Source organism: Oryzibacillus soli (assembly GCF_051594765.1).
Lineage (GTDB): Bacteria > Bacillota > Bacilli > Paenibacillales > NBRC-103111 > Paenibacillus_AR.
The window spans coordinates 116,780-140,227 of record NZ_JBPPGJ010000008.1; the positions used below are offsets into that span (position 1 = coordinate 116,780).

Annotated in this window: 21 protein-coding genes, 1 pseudogene and 2 riboswitches; of the genes and pseudogenes, 16 read left to right on the plus strand and 6 right to left on the minus strand. The window is 58.1% G+C overall.

Annotation, left to right across the window (positions count from 1 at the left end):
• The first annotated feature begins 19 nt into the window (after positions 1–19).
• On the plus strand, positions 20–169 hold the full coding sequence (locus ACSEXW_RS12530) for a sporulation histidine kinase inhibitor Sda (protein ID WP_438446490.1): 150 nt from the start codon (positions 20–22) through the stop codon (positions 167–169).
• A gap of 327 nt (positions 170–496) precedes the next feature.
• On the opposite strand, the gene ACSEXW_RS12535 is transcribed toward ACSEXW_RS12530, so the two are convergent.
• The gene (locus tag ACSEXW_RS12535; RefSeq protein ID WP_438446491.1) at positions 497–1,504 is read right to left on the minus strand and encodes an NAD(P)/FAD-dependent oxidoreductase; all 1,008 of its coding nucleotides are present in this window, start codon (positions 1,502–1,504) and stop codon (positions 497–499) included.
• A gap of 437 nt (positions 1,505–1,941) precedes the next feature.
• Here ACSEXW_RS12535 and ACSEXW_RS12540 point away from each other — a divergent pair, with 437 nt between their 5' ends.
• Together ACSEXW_RS12540 and ACSEXW_RS12545 are read left to right on the plus strand one after the other, a co-directional pair.
• Positions 1,942–3,132 (plus strand): NAD(P)/FAD-dependent oxidoreductase, encoded by a 1,191-nt coding sequence (locus ACSEXW_RS12540; RefSeq protein WP_438446492.1) that lies wholly within the window; start codon positions 1,942–1,944, stop codon positions 3,130–3,132.
• Positions 3,129–3,401: a hypothetical protein gene (locus tag ACSEXW_RS12545; protein WP_438446493.1), complete on the plus strand. Its 273-nt coding sequence runs from the start codon at positions 3,129–3,131 to the stop codon at positions 3,399–3,401. Before ACSEXW_RS12540 ends, ACSEXW_RS12545 begins: the two co-directional genes overlap by 4 nt.
• Before the next feature lie 62 nt (positions 3,402–3,463).
• On the opposite strand, the gene ACSEXW_RS12550 is transcribed toward ACSEXW_RS12545, so the two are convergent.
• Both ACSEXW_RS12550 and hemQ read right to left on the minus strand, forming a co-directional pair.
• The gene (locus tag ACSEXW_RS12550) at positions 3,464–4,222 is read right to left on the minus strand and encodes an adenosylcobinamide amidohydrolase (protein ID WP_438446494.1); all 759 of its coding nucleotides are present in this window, start codon (positions 4,220–4,222) and stop codon (positions 3,464–3,466) included.
• The gene (gene hemQ, locus ACSEXW_RS12555; protein WP_438446495.1) at positions 4,219–4,968 is read right to left on the minus strand and encodes a hydrogen peroxide-dependent heme synthase; all 750 of its coding nucleotides are present in this window, start codon (positions 4,966–4,968) and stop codon (positions 4,219–4,221) included. The genes ACSEXW_RS12550 and hemQ overlap by 4 nt, the downstream gene beginning before the upstream one ends.
• A 159-nt stretch (positions 4,969–5,127) precedes the next feature.
• Here hemQ and ACSEXW_RS12560 point away from each other — a divergent pair, with 159 nt between their 5' ends.
• The 5 genes from ACSEXW_RS12560 (at position 5,128) to ACSEXW_RS12580 (ending at position 10,047) form a co-directional block, all read left to right on the plus strand.
• Entirely contained in the window at positions 5,128–5,397 is a 270-nt protein-coding gene (locus ACSEXW_RS12560; protein ID WP_438446496.1) for a YuiB family protein, read from the plus strand.
• Positions 5,398–5,473: 76 nt separating this feature from the next.
• The gene (locus tag ACSEXW_RS12565; protein ID WP_438446497.1) at positions 5,474–6,349 is read left to right on the plus strand and encodes an alpha/beta fold hydrolase; all 876 of its coding nucleotides are present in this window, start codon (positions 5,474–5,476) and stop codon (positions 6,347–6,349) included.
• Between the two features lie 166 nt (positions 6,350–6,515).
• Positions 6,516–8,066 carry a replication initiation and membrane attachment family protein gene (locus ACSEXW_RS12570; RefSeq protein WP_438446498.1) on the plus strand — a complete coding sequence of 517 codons (1,551 nt, stop codon included), beginning with the start codon at positions 6,516–6,518 and terminating at the stop codon, positions 8,064–8,066.
• A gap of 25 nt (positions 8,067–8,091) precedes the next feature.
• Entirely contained in the window at positions 8,092–9,051 is a 960-nt protein-coding gene (dnaI, locus tag ACSEXW_RS12575; protein ID WP_438446499.1) for a primosomal protein DnaI, read from the plus strand.
• 138 nt (positions 9,052–9,189) lie between these two features.
• The gene (locus ACSEXW_RS12580; protein WP_438446500.1) at positions 9,190–10,047 is read left to right on the plus strand and encodes a CPBP family intramembrane glutamic endopeptidase; all 858 of its coding nucleotides are present in this window, start codon (positions 9,190–9,192) and stop codon (positions 10,045–10,047) included.
• 104 nt (positions 10,048–10,151) lie between these two features.
• Here the strand turns inward: ACSEXW_RS12580 and ACSEXW_RS12585 are convergent, their stop codons facing one another.
• Positions 10,152–10,283 (minus strand): YqzM family protein, encoded by a 132-nt coding sequence (locus ACSEXW_RS12585; RefSeq protein ID WP_438446501.1) that lies wholly within the window; start codon positions 10,281–10,283, stop codon positions 10,152–10,154.
• Between the two features lie 257 nt (positions 10,284–10,540).
• Here ACSEXW_RS12585 and trxA point away from each other — a divergent pair, with 257 nt between their 5' ends.
• A complete protein-coding gene (gene trxA, locus ACSEXW_RS12590) occupies positions 10,541–10,855 on the plus strand; it encodes a thioredoxin (RefSeq protein WP_438446502.1) in 315 nt (104 codons plus the stop codon).
• A gap of 94 nt (positions 10,856–10,949) precedes the next feature.
• Positions 10,950–12,905 (plus strand): excinuclease ABC subunit UvrC, encoded by a 1,956-nt coding sequence (uvrC, locus tag ACSEXW_RS12595; RefSeq protein WP_438446503.1) that lies wholly within the window; start codon positions 10,950–10,952, stop codon positions 12,903–12,905.
• Between the two features lie 112 nt (positions 12,906–13,017).
• On the opposite strand, the pseudogene ACSEXW_RS12600 reads toward uvrC, so the two are convergent.
• Positions 13,018–14,379: pseudogene (locus ACSEXW_RS12600) on the minus strand (CPBP family intramembrane glutamic endopeptidase); the annotation flags it as partial.
• A gap of 345 nt (positions 14,380–14,724) precedes the next feature.
• A riboswitch (cyclic di-AMP (ydaO/yuaA leader) is annotated at positions 14,725–14,860 on the plus strand.
• A 72-nt stretch (positions 14,861–14,932) separates the two neighbouring features.
• Between ACSEXW_RS12600 and ACSEXW_RS12605 the strand changes: the two are divergent.
• From ACSEXW_RS12605 to ACSEXW_RS12625, 5 genes are all read left to right on the plus strand, one after another.
• Entirely contained in the window at positions 14,933–16,291 is a 1,359-nt protein-coding gene (locus ACSEXW_RS12605; RefSeq protein WP_438446504.1) for a TrkH family potassium uptake protein, read from the plus strand.
• Between the two features lie 58 nt (positions 16,292–16,349).
• Complete coding sequence (locus ACSEXW_RS12610; RefSeq protein WP_438446505.1) at positions 16,350–17,009, plus strand: potassium channel family protein; 660 nt, start codon at positions 16,350–16,352, stop codon at positions 17,007–17,009.
• A gap of 32 nt (positions 17,010–17,041) precedes the next feature.
• Entirely contained in the window at positions 17,042–18,319 is a 1,278-nt protein-coding gene (locus tag ACSEXW_RS12615) for a cation:proton antiporter (protein ID WP_438446506.1), read from the plus strand.
• Positions 18,320–18,394: 75 nt separating this feature from the next.
• A complete protein-coding gene (locus ACSEXW_RS12620; RefSeq protein WP_438446507.1) occupies positions 18,395–19,447 on the plus strand; it encodes a LacI family DNA-binding transcriptional regulator in 1,053 nt (350 codons plus the stop codon).
• Between the two features lie 79 nt (positions 19,448–19,526).
• Positions 19,527–19,617, plus strand: a riboswitch (cyclic di-GMP riboswitch).
• Between the two features lie 397 nt (positions 19,618–20,014).
• Positions 20,015–21,190 carry a putative bifunctional diguanylate cyclase/phosphodiesterase gene (locus ACSEXW_RS12625; protein ID WP_438446508.1) on the plus strand — a complete coding sequence of 392 codons (1,176 nt, stop codon included), beginning with the start codon at positions 20,015–20,017 and terminating at the stop codon, positions 21,188–21,190.
• Here the strand turns inward: ACSEXW_RS12625 and ACSEXW_RS12630 are convergent.
• Positions 21,162–21,752, minus strand: a complete 591-nt coding sequence (locus tag ACSEXW_RS12630) for a DNA-3-methyladenine glycosylase (protein WP_438446509.1) — start codon at positions 21,750–21,752, stop codon at positions 21,162–21,164. The two genes, ACSEXW_RS12625 and ACSEXW_RS12630, sit on opposite strands and share 29 nt — an antisense overlap.
• Before the next feature lie 330 nt (positions 21,753–22,082).
• Here ACSEXW_RS12630 and nifB point away from each other — a divergent pair, with 330 nt between their 5' ends.
• Entirely contained in the window at positions 22,083–23,432 is a 1,350-nt protein-coding gene (nifB, locus tag ACSEXW_RS12635; RefSeq protein WP_438446510.1) for a nitrogenase cofactor biosynthesis protein NifB, read from the plus strand.
• The last annotated feature ends 16 nt before the right edge of the window (positions 23,433–23,448 follow it).

Genomic DNA, 23,448 nt, shown 5'->3' on the forward strand with positions numbered 1-23,448 from the left:
AAGCCGGTAGGTGATAATGATGAGAATATTAAGCAATGAAGTCCTTCTGGAATCGTATTTCCGGGCTGTCGATCTGAAGCTGGAGCATGAATTTATCGAACTGTTGCTGACGGAGATCAAGAGACGCAAACTGCACATTCCCCATTATCCACAAGCTCAGGCGAACTGAGCTTTTTTTGTTGTTCCTTACACCCGCCATTCCTGCACGAACCTGTGGAAAACATAGCCGCACGACCCGCAATGGCCCACATGGGTACAGCGGTGCGTGTGGACATCGAGGAATCCGTTCGTAAGCCCGACCTCATCGATGGGCCTGTAAGGCGAATAAGGCCCTAGATAATCGTTCAGCCTTCCGTCGTCCTGGGCGGGGGAGCCGCATTTGGGACAGAGCAGGTGAAGTGAGGTTAGTCCGTTGCATACGGGACACATGGTAGACAAAGAAGGCATCCTCCCTAATCACGATAGATAAGGGTAGGATGCCTGTTCGTTCCAAGATTTATGACTTGAATTTCATGCTGCTGCTGTGTCCCGGTGACAGCTTGGCGTCCGGATCAATGTACACCTTGGCGTTGTTGATGGCGGTGGGGGCCTCGCCGAAGCCGACGGCGATCAGCTTCAGCTTGCCGGGATAGGTGGTGATGTCGCCGGCGGCGAAGATGCCCGGGATGTTGGTCTGCATGCGGGTATCGACGACGATGGAGCCGGACTCAATTTGGATGCCCCATTCGGCAATCGGGCCGAGAGAGGAGTTGAAGCCGTAGTTGACGATGAAGGCATCCACGTCAAGCTGGGATTCCTCCCCGGTCTTGGTATCCTTGATGGTGACGGCCTCGATCCGGTCTTCACCGTGAAGGGCCACGACCTCCTTCGGAGTCACGACATTCACCTTGGACTGCATCAAGAGCTCCACGCTGTGCTCGTGGGCCCGGAACTTGTCGCGGCGGTGGATCAGGGTCACCTGCTCGGCGATGGGCTCCAGCATCATGGCCCAATCCACGGCCGAGTCGCCGCCACCGCTGACCAGCACCCGCTGGCCCTTGAAGGAGTTCAGGTCCTTGATGAAGTAATGCAGGTTCTTTCTCTCATAGCGGGCGGCCTCGGGCAGCTCCAGACGCTTCGGCTCGAAGGCTCCGGCACCGGCGGTGATGATGATGGCCTTGGAGGTGTGCACGCCTTGGTCGGTAACCACCTCGAAGTGGCGCTCATCCTTCTTGATGACATTCAAGACCTTCTCCTCCAGGCAGACCTGTACGGGGAATTGGCTCATCTGGGCGGTTAAGGAATCCACCAGTTCTTGGGCTCGTACCTTCGGGAAGCCGGCTACGTCGTAGATATACTTCTCCGGGTAGAGGGCTGCCAGCTGGCCGCCCAATTGGGGCATGCTTTCTATAAGCTTGACGCTCGCTTGGCGCATCCCCGCATAGAAGGCTGCGAATATGCCGGCGGGGCCACCGCCGATTACGATAATGTCCGTCATGCTCTGATCAAGCTCTTGCTGTTCCATAAATAAGGGCACCTCAGTTCTAAGATTGTTATAAATTTCACAATATACCAAAATCAAATTAGTATTTATTATAAGCGTCAATGGGGCAGAAAGAAACCCGATGCATCACACTTTGGCGATATTTTTAACGGTTCACGGCTATAGCGTTCGTCAAAAAATAAAAATTTAGTAAAAGACAATAATTTGTTGATTTTTACGGGTTTATTTTGTGATAATAGTCATATAAAATGATAATTTGGACTTGATCTTTTGAAAAGATAATTATATGATTTCATAAGACTGGGAAAATGAACTTGTGATTATAACACGATCTTCTGCAAATAATTCATGTATAGATGTGAAAACTATGTGAATTAAGACTTTTTCCTGCAGTCAGTAGTGCAAAATTTCACAAGTTAGCAAGGATACAGAACTTATAGAAGACGGAAGGGATACTTATGAGCCGAATACCTAGAATTGTCATCTTAGGCGCCGGTTACGGCGGGATCGTCACGGCCATCGGGCTCCAGAAAGAGCTGAATTATAACGAAGCCGATGTGACTCTTGTCAACAAGCATGATTATCACTATATCACCACTCATCTGCATATGCCTGCGGCCGGCACGGACAATCCGGAGAATGCGCGCGTCGATATCTCCAAGCTCATCGATGAATTCAAGATCGACTTCGTCAAATCCACGGTCGTTCAGATCCGTCCCCATGATAAAAAGATCATCCTCGAGGACAGCACCCTCTCCTACGACTACTTGGTCGTCGGCCTGGGTGGCGAACCGGAAACCTTCGGTATTCCGGGACTCCGCGAGTATGCCATGAATATCCGCAGCATCAACAGCGTCCGCCTGATCCGGGAGCATATCGAATACCAGTTCGCCAAGTTCAAGCGTGAGCCGGGCCGCACGGATTACATCACCTTCGTCGTAGGCGGAGCCGGGTTTACCGGAATCGAGTTCATCGGGGAGCTGGCGGACCGGGTGCCGGAGCTGTGCCGTGAATTCGATGTGGATCCTGCATTGGTCAAGATCTACAACATCGAGGCTTCTCCGACCGCTCTTCCGGGCTTCGATCCGGAGCTGGTGGAGTACGCCATGCAGGTGCTGAGCAAGAAGGGCGTCGTCTTCAAGATCGCCAGCGCCATCAAGGAATGTACGCCGGACGGCGTCGTGCTGATGGACGGCGAAGTGATCAAGTCCGGCACGGTGGTCTGGACCGGCGGCGTCCGCGGCAACCGGATGCTGGAGGAAGCGGGCTTCGAGACCATGCGCGGCCGGATCGTCGTAGACCAGATGCTGCGCACCAAGGAATTCGACAACGTCTATGTCGTCGGCGATTGCTCCATCGTCCTCAACGAGGATGGCAAGCCGTATCCGCCGACGGCGCAGATCGCCACCCAGCAGGGAGAGATTGTGGCCTATAACCTGGTGGCGGCCATCCGCAACACGCCGATGAAGGAGTTCAAGTTCATCAACCGGGGCGTCGTCGCGTCCCTCGGCAAGAACGAAGCTATCGGAGTGGTCGGCGACCGCAAGTTCAAGGGAACCGTAGCGGCCATGCTGAAGAAGGCTGTCGATATCCGGTACCTCTACAAGATCGGCGGCATTCCGCTGGTCATCAAGAAAGGCCGGTTATGAGACACTGCAGCGTCCAGGTTCGGGGGCTGTTGACCCGGGAGGAGCTGGAGCGGTACAATGCCCTGATGGAAGCGGGCTCGTACCTGGAGAGCCAGAGCCGGTACGATCTGGCCTATACCATCCAGCGCGAGGTGGATCTGCTGATCCTGCCCGCTATCGAACGGCTGAAGGAGAAGAGCCGTCAGCGGGACCGGGAGACCGAGGCATATCTGCGGGAGCGGGATGCAGCGTTAACCATCTCCGGCGAAGACGAAGATGAAGATGAATAAAGATCAGGCTTGCTGCTGCGGGATCCCCCGGGGCGGCAAGCCTGTTTAGTTTCTATGCGGATTCATTCCGGCTCCCGCAACAAGCAGGAATACTCCGGATGCCGGCTCAGATAGCGGCTGCAGGAGTGGTGAGCGGCCTGGTATACGGTGCGTCCGATAAGCTGGCCCAGCAGGGTGGCGCCTCCCGCATAGGCGTATTCCCGGGCGCCGCGGCCCGTGGCGGCAACCAGCACCGCATCGGTGGTGGTACCGGTAGCCGGCCGGCCGGTGGCCTTGACGATGACGCCCAGGTCCTGGAATACGGCGGCCTTCGCCTCCGTCGCGGTAATGACGGCCCCGGCAAGAGCCGTATCGCTCAGCCGTCCGTCGGCAACCACGATGATGTTCACGGTGCCGGCAAAAAGCTGCTCCGCAGGCACAGCATCCCCCGCCCGGTAGGTGTTGCCCAGCCCGGCGGTGACCCATGCGGCCACGCGAAGCTCCCGGTCGGCCTCCCCGCCTCCATAATCGGGACACGGCAGCGGCAGGACTTCCTCCGCATACCCGGCGTCCTGGACCCAGGCGGCGGTAAGCATGCCGCAGGCGTCGGCCGAATCGATGCCGAGAGCCTCGATGTAGCGCCCCATCTCCTCCGCGGGGTCTTCGGGCCAGTAGCTCTTCGTCACCTGCCGATTGATCAGACTGCGGGATGAGCCATACCCTCCGCCCCAGATGGAGGTGTTGAAGGTTCGAAGCGGCGCTTCGGACCGGAGAAGAAGACAGGGACCGGCTTCATCCCCGCCGGTCCCTTCCGTAATGCTCCATTGAATCCCTGCGATCATCGTACGCTCAGCAGGGCCTCTGCCTTCGCCTCGTCGAGCAGATTGCCGACGTAGAATTCGCCGAATTCGCCGAACCGGGCACTCGCCTCGTCGAACCGCATCTCGTAGACCAGCTTCTTGAAGACCAGCGGGTCATCCGCGAACAGCGTGACCCCCCACTCCCAATCGTCCAGACCGACGGAGCCGGTGATGATCTGCTTGACGCGGCCTGCGTAGCTGCGCCCGATCATGCCGTGGCTGCGCATCATTTCGCGGCGGCGTTCCATGGTTTCCATGTACCAGTTGTCGGCGCCCTCCCGCTTCTTGTTCATCGGGTAGAAGCAGATGTGCTTGCTCTTCGGAAGCTCCGGCTTCAGCCGCGCCAGAATCTCCGGATCCTCCATCGGGTCGGTGCCGGGCTTGGCCATGTAACTCGACAGCTCCACGATGGACACATAAGAATAGGACGGAATCGTATGCTCGGCGAACTTGGTCTTGTTGAAGGCGTTCTCCAGCGCATTCAGCTCGTCCAGCGTTTCGCGCAGATGCATGAAGACGAAGTCCGCCTTCTGGCCGACCACCGTATAGAAGGCGGTGCTGCCGCGCTTGGCTTCCTCGACGGCCCGGCAATCGCGGAGGAATACACGGAGCTCCTCCAGGGCCTCGGCCCGCTCTTCCGCGCTGATATACTTCCATGAGGCCCAATTGATGGTCCGGAAATCGTGCAGGGCATACCAGCCCTCCAGGGTTTGAACCGCTTCGCTCAAGGGAAACACTCCTTTTGTCTTGTCCACATTAAAATTCTTCTTTCATTGTAGACAATTTCCGGAAAAAGGGCAAACCAACCCGTTTCGGTTTTCCTTTTCCCAAGCCTTGCGTTAATATAAAGAGAGATCTGTTTATCGATTGAAGAGGAGGGCCGCGCTGTGGTCATTCAAATTCTGCAGAATTTTATCTTGGTGATCCTGGCGTTTACGATGTTTTTCGGGTTGGGGTTCATTCTGAACATGCTGCTCAAAACCACCTGGTTCCCGATCGTCGCCTATCTGGGTCTTATTGTCGGGCTCGTGTGGTGGTCTTGGGGCACCTCGTACGCCTTCGTGGACGTGCTTCCTCTGGTCAGCGGCCTGTTAGGTGCCGTTGTCAGCGGAACCGTCATCAAGAGCTTGCGCATCAAAGGGTACAAAATGTTCTAAACCCCCGTCAGGGGGTTTTTCTTCTAATGGGACATCCTAAAACCGTTCATCATAAATCGTGAAGAGGTGATGTCCCATGCCAATGACACAAGTGAACGGCGCCAATCTGCATTACCATGTCACCGGGGACGGGATGCCCATCGTGTTCGTGCATCCGCCTATTTTGAACCAGGAAATCTTCAATTACCAAAAAGCCCAGCTGGCCGACCGCTACAAGGTGGTGCTCTTCGACGTCCGGGGCCACGGCCAAAGCTTCTATTCGAAGACGCCGGTGAAGGTGCCAGTCATCGCAGAGGATATGAAGCAGCTGTTGGATGAGCTGGAAATCGAGCAGGCCGTCGTATGCGGTTATTCCGCAGGCAGCCTGATTGCGCTGGAGGCGCTTCTGACCTACCCGGAACGGTTCGTCGGCGGCATTCTGGTATCCGGCATGTCTCAGATGACGGACTGGGTGCACCGAAGCAGGGTGCGTCTGGCCTCCGGCCTGACCCGGATCAAGGCCAAGCGCCTCTTAGGGGGCAGCGTGGGCTGGACCAACGCGGATATGAACGTTACCTTCAACAACCTGTACCAGGGGGCGGTCAACGGGCATGCCAGCAACATCCATCAATATTATAGGGAGTGTATCGATTACTCCTGCACGGACCGGCTCCATGCCATCAAGCAGCCCATGCTCCTGATGTACGGCAAGAATGACGTACATTACCACGCGTACGCCAAGGTGCTGGACGAACGTCTGCCGAATCGGGACCTGATCTTCATCAACGACGTGGGCCACCACATCGTGACCAAGGCCCCGCGGACGATGCACCGGCTTCTGAACGATTGGATGGAGCGCCATTTTACCGGCACCCTTCCCGACTCCCGATGGGAGAACTTCGTCCAGGATGTTCCCGATTACCTGCCGGACGCCGATACCCCAACTGCCCGGCATGGCATGCAGGAAATCTAAATACAGGCCACACTTACGGCCTCCGAGAGCCAGTCGGCTTCGGAGGCTTTTTGGGCTTGTCCATAAGGGAACCAGTATTTTATTCTCTCCCCTGTCGAATCTTGTGATAGAATGAAGATTGAATCTCTCTTGCAGAGCTAGAATCGTACGGGTGGGAAAAGCCGGAATGAAATTGACGAATTTGCTGCATTTTACGGAAAATCACCGGTTTACCGTCAGCCGGGACTTCGCCTTGAGCGGTCTGTCTTACAAGATGCTGGCGGGCATGTACCAGCCGATGGTGGGTGCGGGAGCCGTGAGCCTCTATCATACGCTCTATCAGCAGCTTCCCGGGGACAAGGTGGGTTATTCGCCCTTCGAACAGCAGAGAAGGCTGTTCCTCCAGTTGGAGCTGGAGCCGGGGGAGAAGGGCCGCAAGCAATTCATCGAGTGGTCCTCGAAGCTGGAGGCCGTCGGTCTGCTCTCAACGAACCGCCGGCTGGTTCCCGATACCGAAGAATACTTATATGAATACCAGCTGTACGAGCCGCTGCCGCCGGGGGAATTTTTCCGGAATCAGCATCTGACCCTGCTTCTGCGGGATAAGGTGGGCAAGTATATGCTGCTTCTGCTCCGGGAGGAGCTGCTCTCCGGGGAGCCCGCGGAGCTGCGGGATTCGGTCAGCGAGCAGCTCTCCGTGCCGTTTTATGAGCTGTTCCGGCTGAACACCCAGGTGGTGGATTACGAGCTGGAGCAGGCTCTCTATGAATCGGCGGCGGGACGCCAGCAGGGCGGAGCCTTGGATACGGAATCGCAGGGCTTCCATCACGCGGAGATCCTGACGCGGATTCCCAAGAGCTCCCGGCACCGGACCTTCATCGAGGCGCTCCAGTTTCGGAAGGAGCACCTGGCGGCCATCAACATCGCAGCCAAGAAGTACGGCCTGACGCTGCAGGAGACCTGTCGTCTGCTGGATGAGGACGGGGTCTTCGACGAGGAGGGCAACCTGCTGTTCGAGGTGCTGCAATACCGGGCGGGTCTCCTGTATCGGCAGGGCAAGCGCCGCGAGGACCAGAACGGCATCAAGCTGAAGAAGCTGGCAGCGGCGGCCTCGGAGCAGGATGGGTCCGGAGGGGCGGAGCCGGAGGAGGAGAAGGGCGTCCAGATGGAGTTCTATCTCGAGGTTCCTCCCATCTTCCAGGGGCAGTGCGACATCCATCAATACAACATGATTCTCCGCAATCAGCCGTATACGCTGGTGCTGAAGAAGTTCTTCCCGGCTACGGTGCCGGATGGGCTTCTGGATCTGTTCGAGCGCATCGATCTGAGCTACGGGCTGTCGGAGGAAGTGATCAATGTGCTGATTCATTTCCTCCACGTGAACCGCCGCTCCTGGTCCAAGGCTTATATCGAAGCGATTGTCACCGACATGCTGGGCAAGCAGGTGGGCACCTACGAGCAGGCGGTGGATTATATCCGCGAGATGCTCCGCTATCGGGCGGGTGCGACTGCAGGCGGCGGCAAGCGCACGGAGAATGGCTCGGCGGCCGGCGGACGGGCCGGCGGCTCCGGCAGTGCCCGGGGGCCCCGGAGCACGGGCGGAAGCGGCCGCGGCGGCAAGCAGCAGAAGCCGGTGATCCCCGTGGTCACGGACAAGCCCGGCCGCAAGACCTTGTCGGAGGAAGAGATGGAGGCCATTATCCGCAAGGCCAGCAAGTGGGAGGAAGGAAAAAGCTAGAGCGAAGGGATAGGAGGGACAGCCGATGGATTCGATGAAGGACGTGTTGAATTCCATGCCGTTTGCCTCGCTTCGGAAGAAGGCGGAGGAGAAGTTTCATACGATTCTGCAGGACCCGCTCCTCGAGAAGTGGCGCTCCAAGTTCCCGGAGATTACGGATCAGGACATCATGTCCCATCTGAACCGGGTGTATCAATATACCAAGGAATACCGGGCCTGCCGGCAGTGCCCGGGCTTGGACCAGTGCCCCAATGAGCTGCCCGGCCATGCCACGCGGCTGATGGTGGACCAGGTCCGGGGACAGAACCTGATCTACGACCAGAAGGTCCCCTGCCCGAAGCAGATCGCGCGGGAATCCGACGATGCCATCCAGCGGCGCATCACCAGCTTCTACGTGGACCAGAGCTCGCTGGAGCGGGGGTACGATCTGAAGGAGATCGTGCGCATGGACGGAGAGCGGGCCGCAGCCGTAGGCCGGATCGTCGATTATATCGACCAGACCCGGCAGACGGGGCTTCAGACAAAGGGCTTGTACCTGGAGGGCTCTCTCGGCACCGGGAAAACCTTCCTCATGTGCTACATGCTCTACGAGCTGGCCAAGGAGGGCTTAAGCGGAGTCATCGTGTACATGCCTGATTTCGCAGAGGATCTGAAGGCCATGTTCGGCGAGCCCCAGAAGCTGAAGGACACGGTGGATCTCTTGAAGGAGACGGATCTCCTGGTGCTGGACGACATCGGGGCCGAGAACATGAACCCGTGGCTCCGGGATCATGTGCTGGGCACGATTCTGAACTACCGGATGAACCGGAAGCCCACCTTCTTCACCTCCAATTACGAGTTCGAGGGGCTGGAGAAGCACTTCAGCTTCACGAGCAAGGACGGCGAAGAGGAGTTCAAGGGCCAGCGGATTATGGACCGGATCCGGCATTACGTCGAGGTCGTCGAGGTCCATGGGCATAACAAAAGAAGCCAGCCGGCGCAGTAAGCCGGCGGATAGCGGGACCCGGAAGCGGCTGAAGCTTCCGGGTCCTTTTATACTGACTTAAGTCACTATTCTCCAGCCGGGTAATCGACTACAATGGAAGCGTAGTTCCCAAGCATATCCATTTCAGGGAGGTTCCCTATGGCTTCTGGAAGCAAGCCCGTCCAACATCCGGCATGGAGATATTCGGTTTCGGTTCTATCGGTGACCTGGCTGATCACCGTTCTTCTCTTTATCAACCCTTCCGTAGGGACCAAAGCTTATGCGGTGATCATGTTCATTCCGGCCATTGCTGCGCTTATCTTTAAGAAGAGGTATCCATCCGGCTCCCATAAGCCTGAACCCGCAAGGAAGGGGCCTGCCCTCGCTTTCGGCATCCTCTATCCGCTCGGATTTCTTCTCGTCTGCGCCGTCCTGTCCCAGATTACCCGCATCGGCAGCCTCCAGACCGATCAACTGTCCGAGCTGCGCCTCTACATTACCGTCGTGGTGACGATCCTCGTCAATCTTCTGCTCGTATGGGGCGAGGAGTACGGCTGGCGGGGCTATTTGCTGCCGGAGCTGACCCGCCAGTATGGACGCCGCAAAGCGACCGTGTTCTTGGGGATCATATGGGCCCTGTATCATGTGCCCGCCGTGTTTTGTCTGGCGCAGGCCAACGATTTCCGTCATCCTTACTTGCTGGTGGCGGTACAAGCGCTGAATGTCTTTATGGTCAGCTTCCCCTTCTCCTATTGCTACTATCTGTCAGGCAGTCTGATTCCGGTCCTCTTCTTTCATTCCGTATGGAATGTCATCAATACCACGGTGCTCGGTGACATCTACACGAACCAATCAGGCCTCCTGGAGGGCAATCTGTTCGTCATGAACGGGGAGGGTGTCTTGGGTCTGGCTCTGAGCTTCCTTGCGGCACTCTGGTTTGTTCAGCGTCTGAAGAAGGACCGGCAGGTGACGGCGGGTGAGAGGCCCGCCCCTTCCGGATATGATGCCGCCACCTAAGTGCCGGAGACGTCCGCGGCAGCAAAAAAAGGGCTATCCCGAAGCCGTCTGACGGCGGTAGGGAAAGCCCTTTTTCGTATGGTGCCTTACGGTGCCGGCCCGTCTTAGACCAGCGTGATGATGGTGGCAACGGCCGCGATCAAGAAGCACACACCGAACATGACGGCGAAGCCGATGCCGGTATCCATCAGGTCGTTGCGGGGTTCCTCGTTCACGTGTTCTCTGGGATCTGCCATGGTTTGACCTCCTAGGGTTCATCTATCGAAAGGAGCCGCTTGGCGGCGGGAAGTGTCCGTTTTTGGAGATAGCTATTCTCATAATAGATCGAGTCTAATTAACAGTATACCCAAATGCAAGAATCCTTGTAAAGGGTTAACGGGCCGCTTCGCATGTTTTTTTGGGCTTGTTGTGGTATACTTTACATGTTGACGCCCTGCGTTGTATATTATTAAAGCTCAACATTTAGAATGTATAGAACAGAAGGAGGATATCCATGGCAATTGTTAACGTGTCGGACCAATCCTTTAAGGCTGAAGTCGAAGGCGCCGGAACCGTGCTGGTTGACTTTTGGGCTCCCTGGTGCGGACCCTGCAAGATGATCGCTCCCGTTCTGGAAGAGCTCGATCAGGAACTGACCGCTGTGAAGATCGCGAAGGTGAACGTGGACGACAATCCGGAATCCGCCTCCCGTTTCGGCGTGATGAGCATTCCGACTCTGATCGTGTTCAAGGATGGCCAGCCGGTTGACAAGGTAGTCGGCTTCCAATCCAAGGACGCGCTGAAGAACGTGCTGTCCCGCCATCAATAGAGCTTGATTCCCGTGTCAAAAAGCTCCTTTTCTGCTATGCTGAAAAGGGGCTTTTTTTATGCGCAGAAAGCCCGAGAGGAGAGGCTTAGGGCATATGACAGACAAACACAGTGACGCCATCAAGCAGAAGCTCGCGCTCCTGCCGGATAAGCCGGGCTGCTACCTGATGAAGAATGCGGAAGGCACCATCATCTACGTCGGCAAGGCCAAGGTGCTGAAGAACCGGGTTCGCTCCTACTTTACGGGGAGTCATAACATCAAGACCCAGCGTCTGGTGGGCGAGATCGCCGACTTCGAATATATCGTCACGGGCAGCAATGTAGAAGCCCTGATCCTGGAATGCAACCTGATCAAGCAGTACCATCCGCGCTACAACGTGCTCTTGAAGGACGACAAGTCCTTCCCCTATATCAAGATCACCCACGAAACCCATCCTCGGCTGGAGGTCACCCGCAAGGTGGTGAAGGACAAGGCCAAGTACTTCGGGCCTTATCCCAATGCCTACGCCGCCCAGGAGACGAAGAAGCTGCTGGACCGGCTGTATCCCCTGCGCAAGTGCAGGACGCTGCCGGATAAGGTATGCCTGTACTACCATCTGGGCCAGTGCGTGGCGCCCTGTGAATACGAGGTGGATCCCCAGGAGTATGAGCGGATGACGGCGGAGATCACCCGCTTCCTGAACGGCGGCCATGACGCCATCCGTCAGGAGCTGGAGAAGCGGATGCACGAGGCGGCGGAGGAGCTGAACTTCGAGCGGGCCAAGGAGCTGCGGGACCAGATCCTGTCCATCGACGCCGTCATGCAGAAGCAGACGATCCAGACCATGGACCTGGTAGACCGGGACGTGTTCGGCTACTACACGGACAAGGGCTGGATGTGCGTCCAGATCCTCTACATGCGCCAAGGCAAAATGATCGAACGCCGCGCCACGGCCTTCCCGTATTACGGCGAAGCCTACGAGGACTTCCTGACCTTCGTGGCCCAGTATTACAGCGAGAACCCGGCTCTGCCGCGGGAGGTGTTCCTGCCCTCCGAGCCGGAGGAAGGGGAAGCGCCGGGTGATGCCCAAGCCGCCGCACACGAGGGCCCTGATGTAGAGGCGCAGACGGACGTGAAGGCCACGCTGGAGGCCTGGCTGAAGGTGAAGGTGCATGTGCCACAGCGGGGGTCCAAGCGCAAGATGGTGGATATGGCCTGCGACAACGCCCGGGTCACCCTGGAGGAGAAGTTCAAGCTCATCGAGCGGGATGAGGAGCGCACCGTCAAGGCCGTGGAGAACCTGGGGTCCTGGCTGGGTTCCGGGACCATCCGCCGCATCGAGGCCTTCGATAACTCCAACATTCAAGGGACGGACCCCGTCTCCGCCATGGTGGTCTTCACCGACGGCAAACCGGACAAGAAGGAATACCGCAAGTACAAGGTCCGGACCGTAGAGGGACCGGACGATTACGAGACCATGCGGGAGGTCATCCGGCGCCGCTACGAGCGAGTGTTGAAGGAAGGCCTGCAGCAGCCGGATCTGATCGTGGTGGACGGGGGACGGGGTCAGATTTCCGCCGCTATGGACGTCCTGGAGAACGAGCTGGGGCTCTATATCCCCGTCTGCGGCCTCGTGAAGGATGCGAAGCACAAGACCGCCCAGCTCATGGCCGGCGACCCGCCTGAGGTGGTGCCCTTGCCGCGGGACAGCCAGGAGTTCTATCTCCTGCAGCGGATCCAGGACGAGGTCCACCGGTTCGCCATCACCTTCCACCGGGAGCAGCGGGGGAAGTCCATGGTGGCGTCCCAGCTGGACGCCATCCCGGGGGTAGGAGAGAAGCGGCGGAAGGCGCTGCTGAAGCATTTTGGCTCCCTGCGCAAAATCAAAGAGGCCCAAGTCGAAGACTTCAGGCCTCTCGGAATCGGAGAAAAGCTGGCGTTGACGATTCTTACGTCGTTAAACGGGGGTCCGGAGCAAGCTCCGAATCCCGGTCCGGAGGAAGATCCGGATTCGTTTCCGGAGGATCCGAACGGCGCCGGGGACCTCCCAGACGGGGATGCAGGAATCTGACGGCGTAGCCGATCGCGGCAGGCAGCAGGATGTAGAACAAGCCCGTCAAGAGATTGGCAGCCGACGGATCTCCAGTCATGACGTACAGGGCCATCAGCAGGCTGTCCATGATCGCATGGGCGAACACGGCCGTCATGAAGCCGTACTTCAGGAAGGTGTAGCCGAAGATGAAGCCCAGGATGGTGACCTCCACGAGCCGGGTGTAGCTGGGGTACAGCGTGTACCCCGTGTGCCCCAGTGCCCAGATCACGCTGCTGACCAGGAGCGCCGGGAAGTTGAAGCGAAGCAGGCGCTTGAAGAGAATGACGCCGAAGAGGCGGTAGATGGCCTCCTCCATGATGGCCGCCACCCAAGCTGCGGCGGGGAAGAGCAGGGGCCACTTCATATTGAACGGCGACTGGGACGGGTCGGGAATGCCGAAGGAATGGAACAGATTGGCTTCCGCGAGGAAGACAATCTGCTGCACTCCGAGGATGAAGAAGCAGATCAGATAGCCCCGGCCCATGCCGTAGAAGACGTCCCGGCCGAAATCCGGGTCTCTCCAGCGCGGCCACGGGCGGAAGCCCTTCATCCGCCACTGCTGGTCACCGGACAGGAGGCAGAACCAGACGGCGGCCGCCATCAGCACCGAGACGCCGACGACGAAGGCGATCATGATGGCGTTCATCAGCGCCTCCGCGGTATCGCCGGCTCCGCTCTCCGCCGCCAGCAAGGCGTCGGTCACATTCAGATTCATGATGATGTAGATCACGAAGAAGACGCCGGTCATGAGGAGTCCTCGGCTCCAGTGGACCCGCTTGCGGTGGATGATGGCCAGGACCAGCGCCGTGATGCCCATGGCGGCCGTGAAGAAGAGGAAGCCACCCGTCATCCATCCGGCCAGACGCTCCTGGCCCTTGATCCAATCCATATAATCATCCGGAATCCGGAAGCCGGTCACGAAGGAGACGGGCTCACCGCTCCGGATGCCGATCTTGATGGCCATCGGGGCTTCCCCGATGGCTTCCTTTTTGGAGAGGAAGGTGAAGCGGTTGGCCTCGGCCTTCTTCGTTGGTGGCGAATAGGTGAAGTCATCCGGGTTGTACCCCGCATCCTTCAGCGCCTTCATGGCAAGAGGGGCATTCTTCTCGTCGTGGGGCTTGGGCAGGGCCCCGGGCTCCTCCCAGGCGGTGACGGCAGGCGTCTCCATATCCACCCGGAGATGAAGGACCCGGTCGGAGTCATCCTTGGCGATGACGAGCCAGTATTCGAGAGGGGCGATCGTGCCGTATTTCTCGGTATAGGTATCCATCAGGCTGTTCTTGGTGACGTAGCCGCTGGTATATTTCTCCGTCTGGTAGGCGATCTTCATCTCGGAGGCCTTGAACCCCAGCTTATCCGCCGCATAACGGGAGGCTGCATCGAGGGCCATCTCCTTGGTAACCGCCGGAGCGGAGAGATCCTCCTCCATGGATTCGTTATGGCTTAGGGACATGATCAGGGCGGAGGTAAAGTATAATATGACGCCGAGTAAAGCCAAGAAAAGAAGCTTGCCGTTCAACTTGTGTGGAATCACTAGACCGTCTCCTTCTCGTTCTTGTTCTTAGGGATCATCAGGCTACTACCAAGGTAACATAAAGTGGCATGCCGTTTCCAGCAGCAGGAATCCGCGGAACCCCCGAAAAGATGTGATAATCGGAGATAATAATGGAAAACCTATGAAAATGGAAGACAGTGCCTTGCCTTCTCCCCAAAACATGCCGCCATATCATATTTATCCGCCGTTTTTCGGGAATATGCTCTTTGTCCCCTGCCTTCCGGTAAGCTATAATCGGTATCAATTGAATAAAAGCCGAATTTCTCCAAGAAAACGGGGGAACCATTGCATTATGGGGTGAATTTCGTTTCATTACGAATAGGGTGGCCTGTACACCCGAACCCGTCAGCTAACCTCGTAGGCTTTCATCAGGATACCAACGGTAAGGCATTGGTTTTCCAGTGTCTTTTTTTGTGTTTTTTGGAGGCACAACGTAGAAGGAGATCAGCACATGAACATGGTCAAAAATCCTCTGGAGATGAAGATGACTCCGCCCCAGATCCTGGTATCAGGTTTCGCTCTCATCATCTTAATCGGCGCAGTCTTACTGTCGCTGCCCATCTCCACCCGTTCGGGACTGGGAACCCCCTTCCTGGACGCCCTGTTCACCGCCACCTCGGCCACCTGCGTGACCGGCTTGGTCGTCGTGGACACCGGGACCCACTTTAACGTTTTCGGCCAGCTGGTTCTCTTGGTTCTGATACAGGTCGGCGGCTTGGGCTTCATGACCATGGCGACTCTGGTGGCGATGATGCTGCGCAAGCGGATCTCGCTGAAGGAGCGACTGATTCTGCAGGAGGCGCTGAACCAGAACTCCATTGAGGGCATCGTGCGGCTGATCCGCAAGGTTATCAACTATTCTCTCATGATCGAGCTCGGCGGGATGATCCTGTTCACGATCCGCTGGTCCTTTGACATGCCGTTCGGCAAAGCGTTGTATTACGGCTTCTTCCATGCCGTTTCCTTCTTCAACAATGCCGGCTTCGACATCTTCGGTCCCATCTCCGGACCGTTCACGTCCATCACCAGCTATGTGGATGATCCGATCATCTCCTTCACAAGCGGTGCTCTGATCGTGCTGGGCGGCTTGGGCTTCATCGTTTTGTCGGATCTGCTGGATTTCAGGCGCACCAAGCGGCTGTCCCTGCATTCCAAGGTGGTGCTCAGCATGACCGCCTTCCTGATCGTGTTCGGAGCCATTGTGATCCTGGTGTTCGAATTTACGAACCAGAAGACTCTGGCCTCTCTGAACTGGTCCGGGAAAATCTGGGGCTCCATCTTCCAGTCCATCACTCCCCGTACGGCGGGAGCCAATTCTATCGACATTGCGGGCATGCGTCAGGCCACCCAGTTCTTTATGGTCATTCTGATGTTCATCGGAGCTTCTCCGGGGTCAACGGGCGGCGGTATCAAGACCACTACCTTCGCCATTCTGATCGGGGCCATGATCGCCATGATCCGGGGCAAGCAGGACATCGTCATGTTCCGCAACCGTCTGGCGCAGGACCGGATCTTCAAGGCGATCACCCTGACGTTTATCGCCATGTTCCTGGTGCTCTTCGCCACCATGGTGCTGTCCACCACGGAGGACCGGAATTTCCTCATGATCCTCTTCGAGGTGGTGTCCGCCTTCGGTACGGTGGGCTTGACCATGGGCTTGACCCCTTACCTGAGCGATATCGGCCAGGTGGTGATCATTCTCTTGATGTTCATCGGCCGGCTCGGCCCCATCACGCTGGCTTACGCCTTGGGTCCCAAGCCCGAGAAGGAGCTGTACCGGTATCCCGAGGGCAAGATCACCATCGGTTAACGAAGCGGTTCGTCTTATCACCTATAGAATCGATATTTTCGGATGAGGAGCAACAGTCATGAAGAAGATGCAGTATGCGGTTATCGGGTTGGGCCGGTTCGGTTCCAGCCTGGCGAAGGAACTCATGAAGCTGGGATACGAGGTGCTGGGCATCGACCGGCGGGAGGCCAATGTGGATGATCTAAGCGGCGAGCTGACCCATACGGTCCTGGCCGAATGCAATGACGAAGAGGTGCTGAAGTCCTTGGGCATCCGGAACTTCGACTGCGTGGTCATCGCCATCGGGGATGATATCCAGGCCAGCATCCTGGCGGCCATCCTGTGCAAGGAGCTGGGCGTGAAGAAGGTGGTGGCCAAGGCCATGTCCGATCTTCACGGCAAGGTGCTGGAGAAGATCGGCGTGGACCGCGTCATCTTCCCGGAGCGGGACATGGGCGTCCGTGTCGCCCACCAGCTGGCGTCGCCCAGTCTCTTGGACTATATCGAGCTGTCCAATGACTACACCATTGCGGAGCTGTCCGTCTCGAAGAAGATCTCCGGCAGCAGCCTGAAGGACCTGAATACGCGGGCCCGCTTCGGCTGCAGCGTGGTCGCCATCAACAAGTGCAACGGGGTTATCATCGCCCCGACGGCAGAGGATACCGTGGATGAGAAGGATATCATGGTGGTGATCGGGACCAATGACCAGATCGAGAAGTTCGAGAACGCCGTCAATTGACGGCCATGTCTGGAGCATGAGGAGGCATCCGTATGGAAAGCGCCAGTACGGAGATCATACATCATATTTTTTATCTGATCGTTTTTGTTTGCGGACTGGGCATGGTGGTAGGACGTCTGTCCCGGTGGCTGAAGCTGCCTGACGTGGCCTTGTTCCTCCTGACCGGCATCCTGGCCGGCCAGGGACTGCACTGGATCGTGGAGCCCAGCACCTCCATTGTCAATCAATTGATTCTGACCGGAGGCGCCGCGCTCATTCTCTTCGACGGCGGCCGCAACATCAGGCTGACGGGCCTGAAGAAGGTATGGTTCACCGTGGCCATGCTGTCGGTTCCCGGCGTGCTGATTACAGGCGGACTGGTTGCCGTTGCGGCTCACTTCCTGCTGGACCTGGGCTGGTCCTATGCCATGCTCCTGGGAGCCGTCATCTCCTCCACAGATCCGGCTACCCTGATCCCGGTCTTCAAGCAGGTAAAGATTCTTCCGAAGGTCCGGGAGACGGTAGAGAGCGAATCGGCCTTCAATGATGCCACCGGTTCCATCCTGACCTTCTCGATCCTGGCCGTTATTATCGGCACCTCGGAGGTGACCCTGGCCTCCGGCGTCCTCGATTTCCTGAAGACGGCGCTGGGTGGCGTAGCGGTGGGGGCGGCCGTCGGTTTTGGCGTCTCCTATCTGGTGGGCCACTCCCGGTTCGGGGAGCTGAAGGACTATGCGGCCATCGCCATGCTGATGACCTCGCTTGGCGCCTATCTGCTTGGGGACATACTCCACGTAAGCGGCTTTATGGCCACCTTCGTGGCGGGGCTCATCTGGGGCAACGCCAAGCTGTTCAAGCTGGATATGACCGACAAGCATCACGAGATGGAGCATGTGGCGGAGAACGTCACGGTCATTATGCGGATGCTGATCTTCATCCTGTTGGGCAGCCAGGTCGACTTCGGCGTCATCTATGAGTACCTGCTGCCGAGCGTGGCGGTTATTCTGATCTTCATGCTGGTGGCCCGGCCCATCACGGTCCTTCTCTGTGCCCTGCCCGACCGCAAAGCCAAGTGGAGGCGCAATGAGCTGGTCTTCATGTTCTGGGTCCGGGAAACCGGGGTCATTCCCGCCGCATTGTCCGGCATGATAGCAGGCACGGGCATCCAGCACGCGGATGTGATCGCTTCAGTCACGTTTATGGCCGTACTCCTGACGATTCTGATCCAAGCCAGCACCACCGGTATTGTGGCCCGCAAGCTGGGGCTGGAGATTGCAGAAAAGGACAAGCCGCCGGGCGGCAAAGCTCCTGTACTGCCGGCAAAATCATAGACAGGGACCTCCCTTGGGAGGTCCTTTTTGCCGTTTCTTTTGATAAAATAAGGGGAGGAAAGGTGGAGGGAACGGATGCCGCTCAAGAAGGAGATCACACTGAAGACCATTGCGGACGAGCTGGGGCTGACGGTCCATACGGTATCGAAGGCGCTGCGGGGACTGCCGGGCATGTCGGAGTCCACTCGGCGGGAGGTGTTCCGTACGGCGAGGAGTCTGGGTTATTGGTCCAAGGCGCTGTCGGACGGGCTGGCCGCGGAACGAATTCCGATGGCTTCAGGCAAGCCGCGGCGGTTCGCGCTGCTCATCATGAATGACAGCCGGCTGTTCCGGCTGCAGTCCGAGGGACTGGAGCGCAGGCTCCATGAGCTGGGCCATGCCGCCCAGAACCTGCTGTTCCCCGGCTGGTGCCGAAGGGAGGAGGAGCTGCTGGAATGGGCGGAGCGTGCGGGCCTCCTGCATATGGACGGTCTGTTCCTGGGCCCGGCTATCCCGGAGTGGGTGGAGACGGCGTTCTTGAAGCTGTCCGTACCCGTAGTGATTATTAATTATCCGCCGGTCGAAGCGGCGGTGGACAGCGTGATCTGGGATGTTCAGCACGCCGTTCACATCAGTGTGGATGCCTTATACAAGCAGGGGCACCGGAGCATCCTGTATGCGGGGGATACCGTGAAGTTCCGCGGGTTCCGTCTCCGGTGGGAGGCCTTCTTGAATGCCTCCGCCCGTCTGGGGCTGTCTCTGAACCCCGGCGAACATCTGACGGAAGGGACGGAGGACAGGGGACGCTGGATGGGGCGGCTGAAGACGAGGCTTGCCAGCGGCAGATATACGGCGGTGATCGGTGGAGTCAGCGGCGAAGCGGAGTGGATTTTTGGAGCTGCGGCGGCCTTGGGGCTGTCCGTTCCGGAGGAGCTCTCTGTGGTGGGGATTGAGGATTGGGAAGTCCTGCACCGGCCCGGGCTGTCCCGACCGGTGCTGCTCATCGACGAATCGGGGGAACGGGCGGCGGAGCTGATGCTCCGCAGACTGGCGAATCCGTTGTCTCCTTACGAGCATGTACGGCTGCTCGGACCCTTTGTACCGGGAGAAACCATGGGACCAGCTAAATCCGAAAAAAAGGAACTCTAGGAGAAGCTGTAAAAAAACGGTGGACATAATTCGACAGATATGGTATAAAAGAACTATATAAAATGTGAATATTATGCAAAGACGTTCAAGGCAAACCTTGTGAAAGCAAGGGACGCAAAGCTACAGGGGCTTCACGGTCAGGGATGACCGCATGCCAGCCAGTTGCCGCTTTAAGGATGGAGGAAACCTTAGAGCAAGGTTTCTTTTTTTTGTGCCTGGAGCCGGTGCTGGATTGGCAACGAGGAGGTTCGCTCTTTGGGTCTTAAGACTCATGACCGCCCGCTGTACAGGCTGACGGACAGCATGGCGGATCCGGATTCGCAGGGAAGCGGCATGTCGTGATTTGGGAAGCGCATACACTTGGAGCGGGTTAGATCTTCCTGCTCTCCGCGGCTTACGAGCAGGAATCGCTGCAGAAGGAGATCAGGGACGGTCTGCTTCAGCGGATCTACACCCTGTATTCGGCGAAGAAGGCCGGCCGCAACTGGACAATCCTCACCGAGTATGTGGCCTAACGATGGATGAGTCATGTAGATACACAAGAACGAAGACACAAGAAGGGTGAGCATGGAAATGAACCGTCCCCAAGTTTCTGTTGAGGCGAAATACCGCTTTTTGTATGATCATGCACCGGTTTCGATTCTCTTATTGGATCAGGAGGGAGAAATTGCGGAGGCCAACCCCGAGGCGGAGAAGCTCTTCGAATTGCCGGCAGACGGGCTGGTGTCCCGGTCCATCCGCGATCTGGTGGCCCCTGTAGGCGAATGGGGCCGATCGGCAGATTGGCCGGAGGATGAAGCAGGGACGCCGCTTCTCCAGGGCTGCTTCGAGATCCTGGCAGGGCCAAGGAAGAAGAGGGTGGTGGCGAAGTCGGAATGGATGCCCCATCCGAAGGGCAGAAGCCAATATGCAGTTCTGGTAGAGATGGCCGACTGGGCGGTCCCCGCGAAGGAGCGGGAAGCTATGCGCCGGTTCGATTCGGCGGTGGAGGAGGCTCTACGGAATCAGGAGTTCCGGCTTCATTACCAGCCGCAGGTGGACATCCGGACGGGCCAGATCGTCGGCGCCGAGGCGCTGATCCGGTGGCAGCATCCCGAGCGGGGGTTGGTGCCTCCGGTGGAGTTCATCCCCTTGGCGGAGCGCTCGGGGGCTATTCGGACGATCGGCTATTGGGTGCTGGAGACGGCCTGCCGGCAATTGCAGCAATGGGAGGAGCAGGGGCTTCCTCCGATCCGGCTGTCCATCAATCTGTCCGCCAGCCAGATCTCGGACCTTCAGTTTACCGACCGGCTGAAGCGGATGCTGGAGGAGACCCGGCTGGCTCCGGGAAGGCTGTGTCTCGAAATTACGGAGACGGCCGCCATGCGAAGCGAAAGGGATTCCTCCCGGCTCAGCCGGGAGATGGCGGAGCTGGGAGTCGGCCTGGCCATCGACGACTTCGGTATGGAATACTCCTCCTTGTCGCTGCTCCGCAAGCTGGACGCCGATCTGATCAAGATCGACCGGACCTTCGTTAAGGATATGCTGCACGTGACCCGGGACCGGACCATCGTGCAGAGCGTCATCGCCTTGTCCCATGGCTTGGGCAAGCGGGTGATCGCGGAGGGCGTGGAAGAGGGCCTCCAATGGGAGAGCTTGCTGGAGCTGGGCTGCGATGAGATTCAGGGGTACTATATCAGCCGTCCGGTAGAGCCTGAACCGTTCATGCTTCTGTTCAGCGGAAGCCGGGTGATGGGGGCATAGTGCGGCCGGGGGCCGCTGCGAAACGCCAGGGCAGCTCCTTGCCCTTGCTGATGCCGATGCGGGTTGTGGCTTGGAAGGGCAGCGCTTCTCCCGCCTCCAGCCGCAGCTCCGTGCGGGAGGGATCACACACATCGAAGCCGTTCAAGGCCAAATCCACAGCCAGTGCCTGGGTCAGCTTGCCGGGACCGTCCATCAGGCGGGCCTCCGGAATGCGAGGTCGATTGGAGCGGATCCATTCCAGCCCCGACACGGGTACGGCAGCCCGCAGCAGCACCGCGCCGGGCACGCCGTCCGGTTCCGTGACGATGTTCATGCAATGGTGCATCCCGTAGGAAAAGTAGACATAAAGAATGCCCGGTGGACCGAACATCAGCCGGTTGCGGGGGGTGACGCCCCTTGCCGCATGGCTGGCCGGATCGCCGCTTCCCTTGTAAGCCTCCGTCTCCACAATCACCGCCTCGGCCTCTATCCCATCCTGACGCCGGATCAGCTTGCAGCCGATCAGAGCCTGCGCCACCTCCACCGTATCTCTTTCGAAGAAGTCTCTCTGCAATCTAGCCACGTCTCAACCCTCCGTATCCTTATCCTATCCGCATTATAAGGTCCGCGGGTCCATAATCCAAATCCGGACGGCCGGGCACGAATCCAATCCGCATTGAGAATGATTCCTAACCAATCAAGCGAAAAGTTGTATGCGTTTCAGAACAAATTTGAAAACGATTTACGTCACTTATATGTAATATAACATGACATTAGATGTGTCAGAATGTTTACAATGCTGGTTTTGATAGGTAAAAGCGTTGACCTTCCAGGCGGATCAGGAGTAATATGGGTCTAACAAAGCAAGGGCAGCACAGATATGTGATGAAACATAACACAAGGAGGTGGTTGAATGGAACCGAACCATTCCAGACATCCCTGCTATGACGAAGATGCCCACCACTTCTTCGCAAGAATGCACGTGGCTGTGGCACCCGGCTGCAACATCCGCTGCAACTACTGTAACCGCAAGTACGATTGCGTGAGCGAGAGCCGGCCCGGAGTCGTAAGCAAGGTGCTGAGCCCCGAAGAAGCGGTCCGCAAGGTGGAGACGACCCTCCAGACCTTGCCGCAGCTTACCGTAATCGGCGTGGCGGGGCCGGGCGATCCGCTGGCGAATCCGGAAGCAACCTTCGAAACCTTCCGTCTCTTGAACGGCAAGGTTCCCGGACTCCACCTCTGCTTGAGCACCAACGGCCTTCGGCTGGCGGAATTCGCAGACCGGATCGCCGAGCTCTCCATCCGGCATGTGACGGTCACCGTGAATGCCGTGGATCCCCGGATCGGCGAGAAGATCTACGGCTGGGTGGCGGACGGCGGCAAGGTATACCGGGGGCTGGAGGCGTCGGAGCTGCTTCTGGAACGTCAGCTGAAGGGCATCCGCATGATGGCGGAGAGAGGGATTGCCATCAAGGTGAACTCGGTGCTGATCCCCGGGGTCAACGACTGCCACCTGGAAGAGGTGACGGCCCGGGTGAAGGAGCTGGGCGCATTCACCCACAACATCATGCCGCTGATCCTGTCGCCGGGCAGCCCCTACGAGAAGGAAGGCGTCAAGGAGCCGAAGCCTTCCATGGTCCTGAAGGCGCAGGAAGCCAGCTCCAGGCTGCTTCCGGTCATGCGGCACTGCCGGCAGTGCCGGGCGGACGCGGTGGGACTTCTGGGAGAGGACACCAGCGTGGCGGACAAAGGCAAGGTTCCCGAAGGGCCGGTGAAGAGGATCTTCACCATGGAGCAGCGGGAGAAGAAGCTGAAGGAGCTGGATGCCGCCATGGAGGCGAAGCGCAAGGTGAAGGCGGGATCATCTTCTCCTGCGGCCGGAGGCTCGGCCATAAGGATCGCCGTAGCGACCCGGGGAGGCGGCAAAGTGAACGTTCACTTCGGGCACGCCAAGGAATTTCTGGTGTACGAGGTGACCGGCAAGTCGACCAGGCTCTTGGGAGTCCGCAAGGTGCAGGCCTACTGCAACGGGACGGCACAATGCGGAACGCCGGGAGGCAAGAGCGTGATCCTGGAGGAAACGTCGGAGATGCTGTCCGACTGCAAGGTGCTTCTGTGCTCCGGGATTGGAGAATCCCCGATGCGGCTGCTGAAGGAGAAGGGGATCGTCACCCTGACCCGCAAAGGCGATATTGAAGAGCTGTTGATCGAGAGCGCAAGATATCAGCACTATTTTACCGGCTGTGCCATAAGCGGTGCCTAAACAATAACCAATCCCT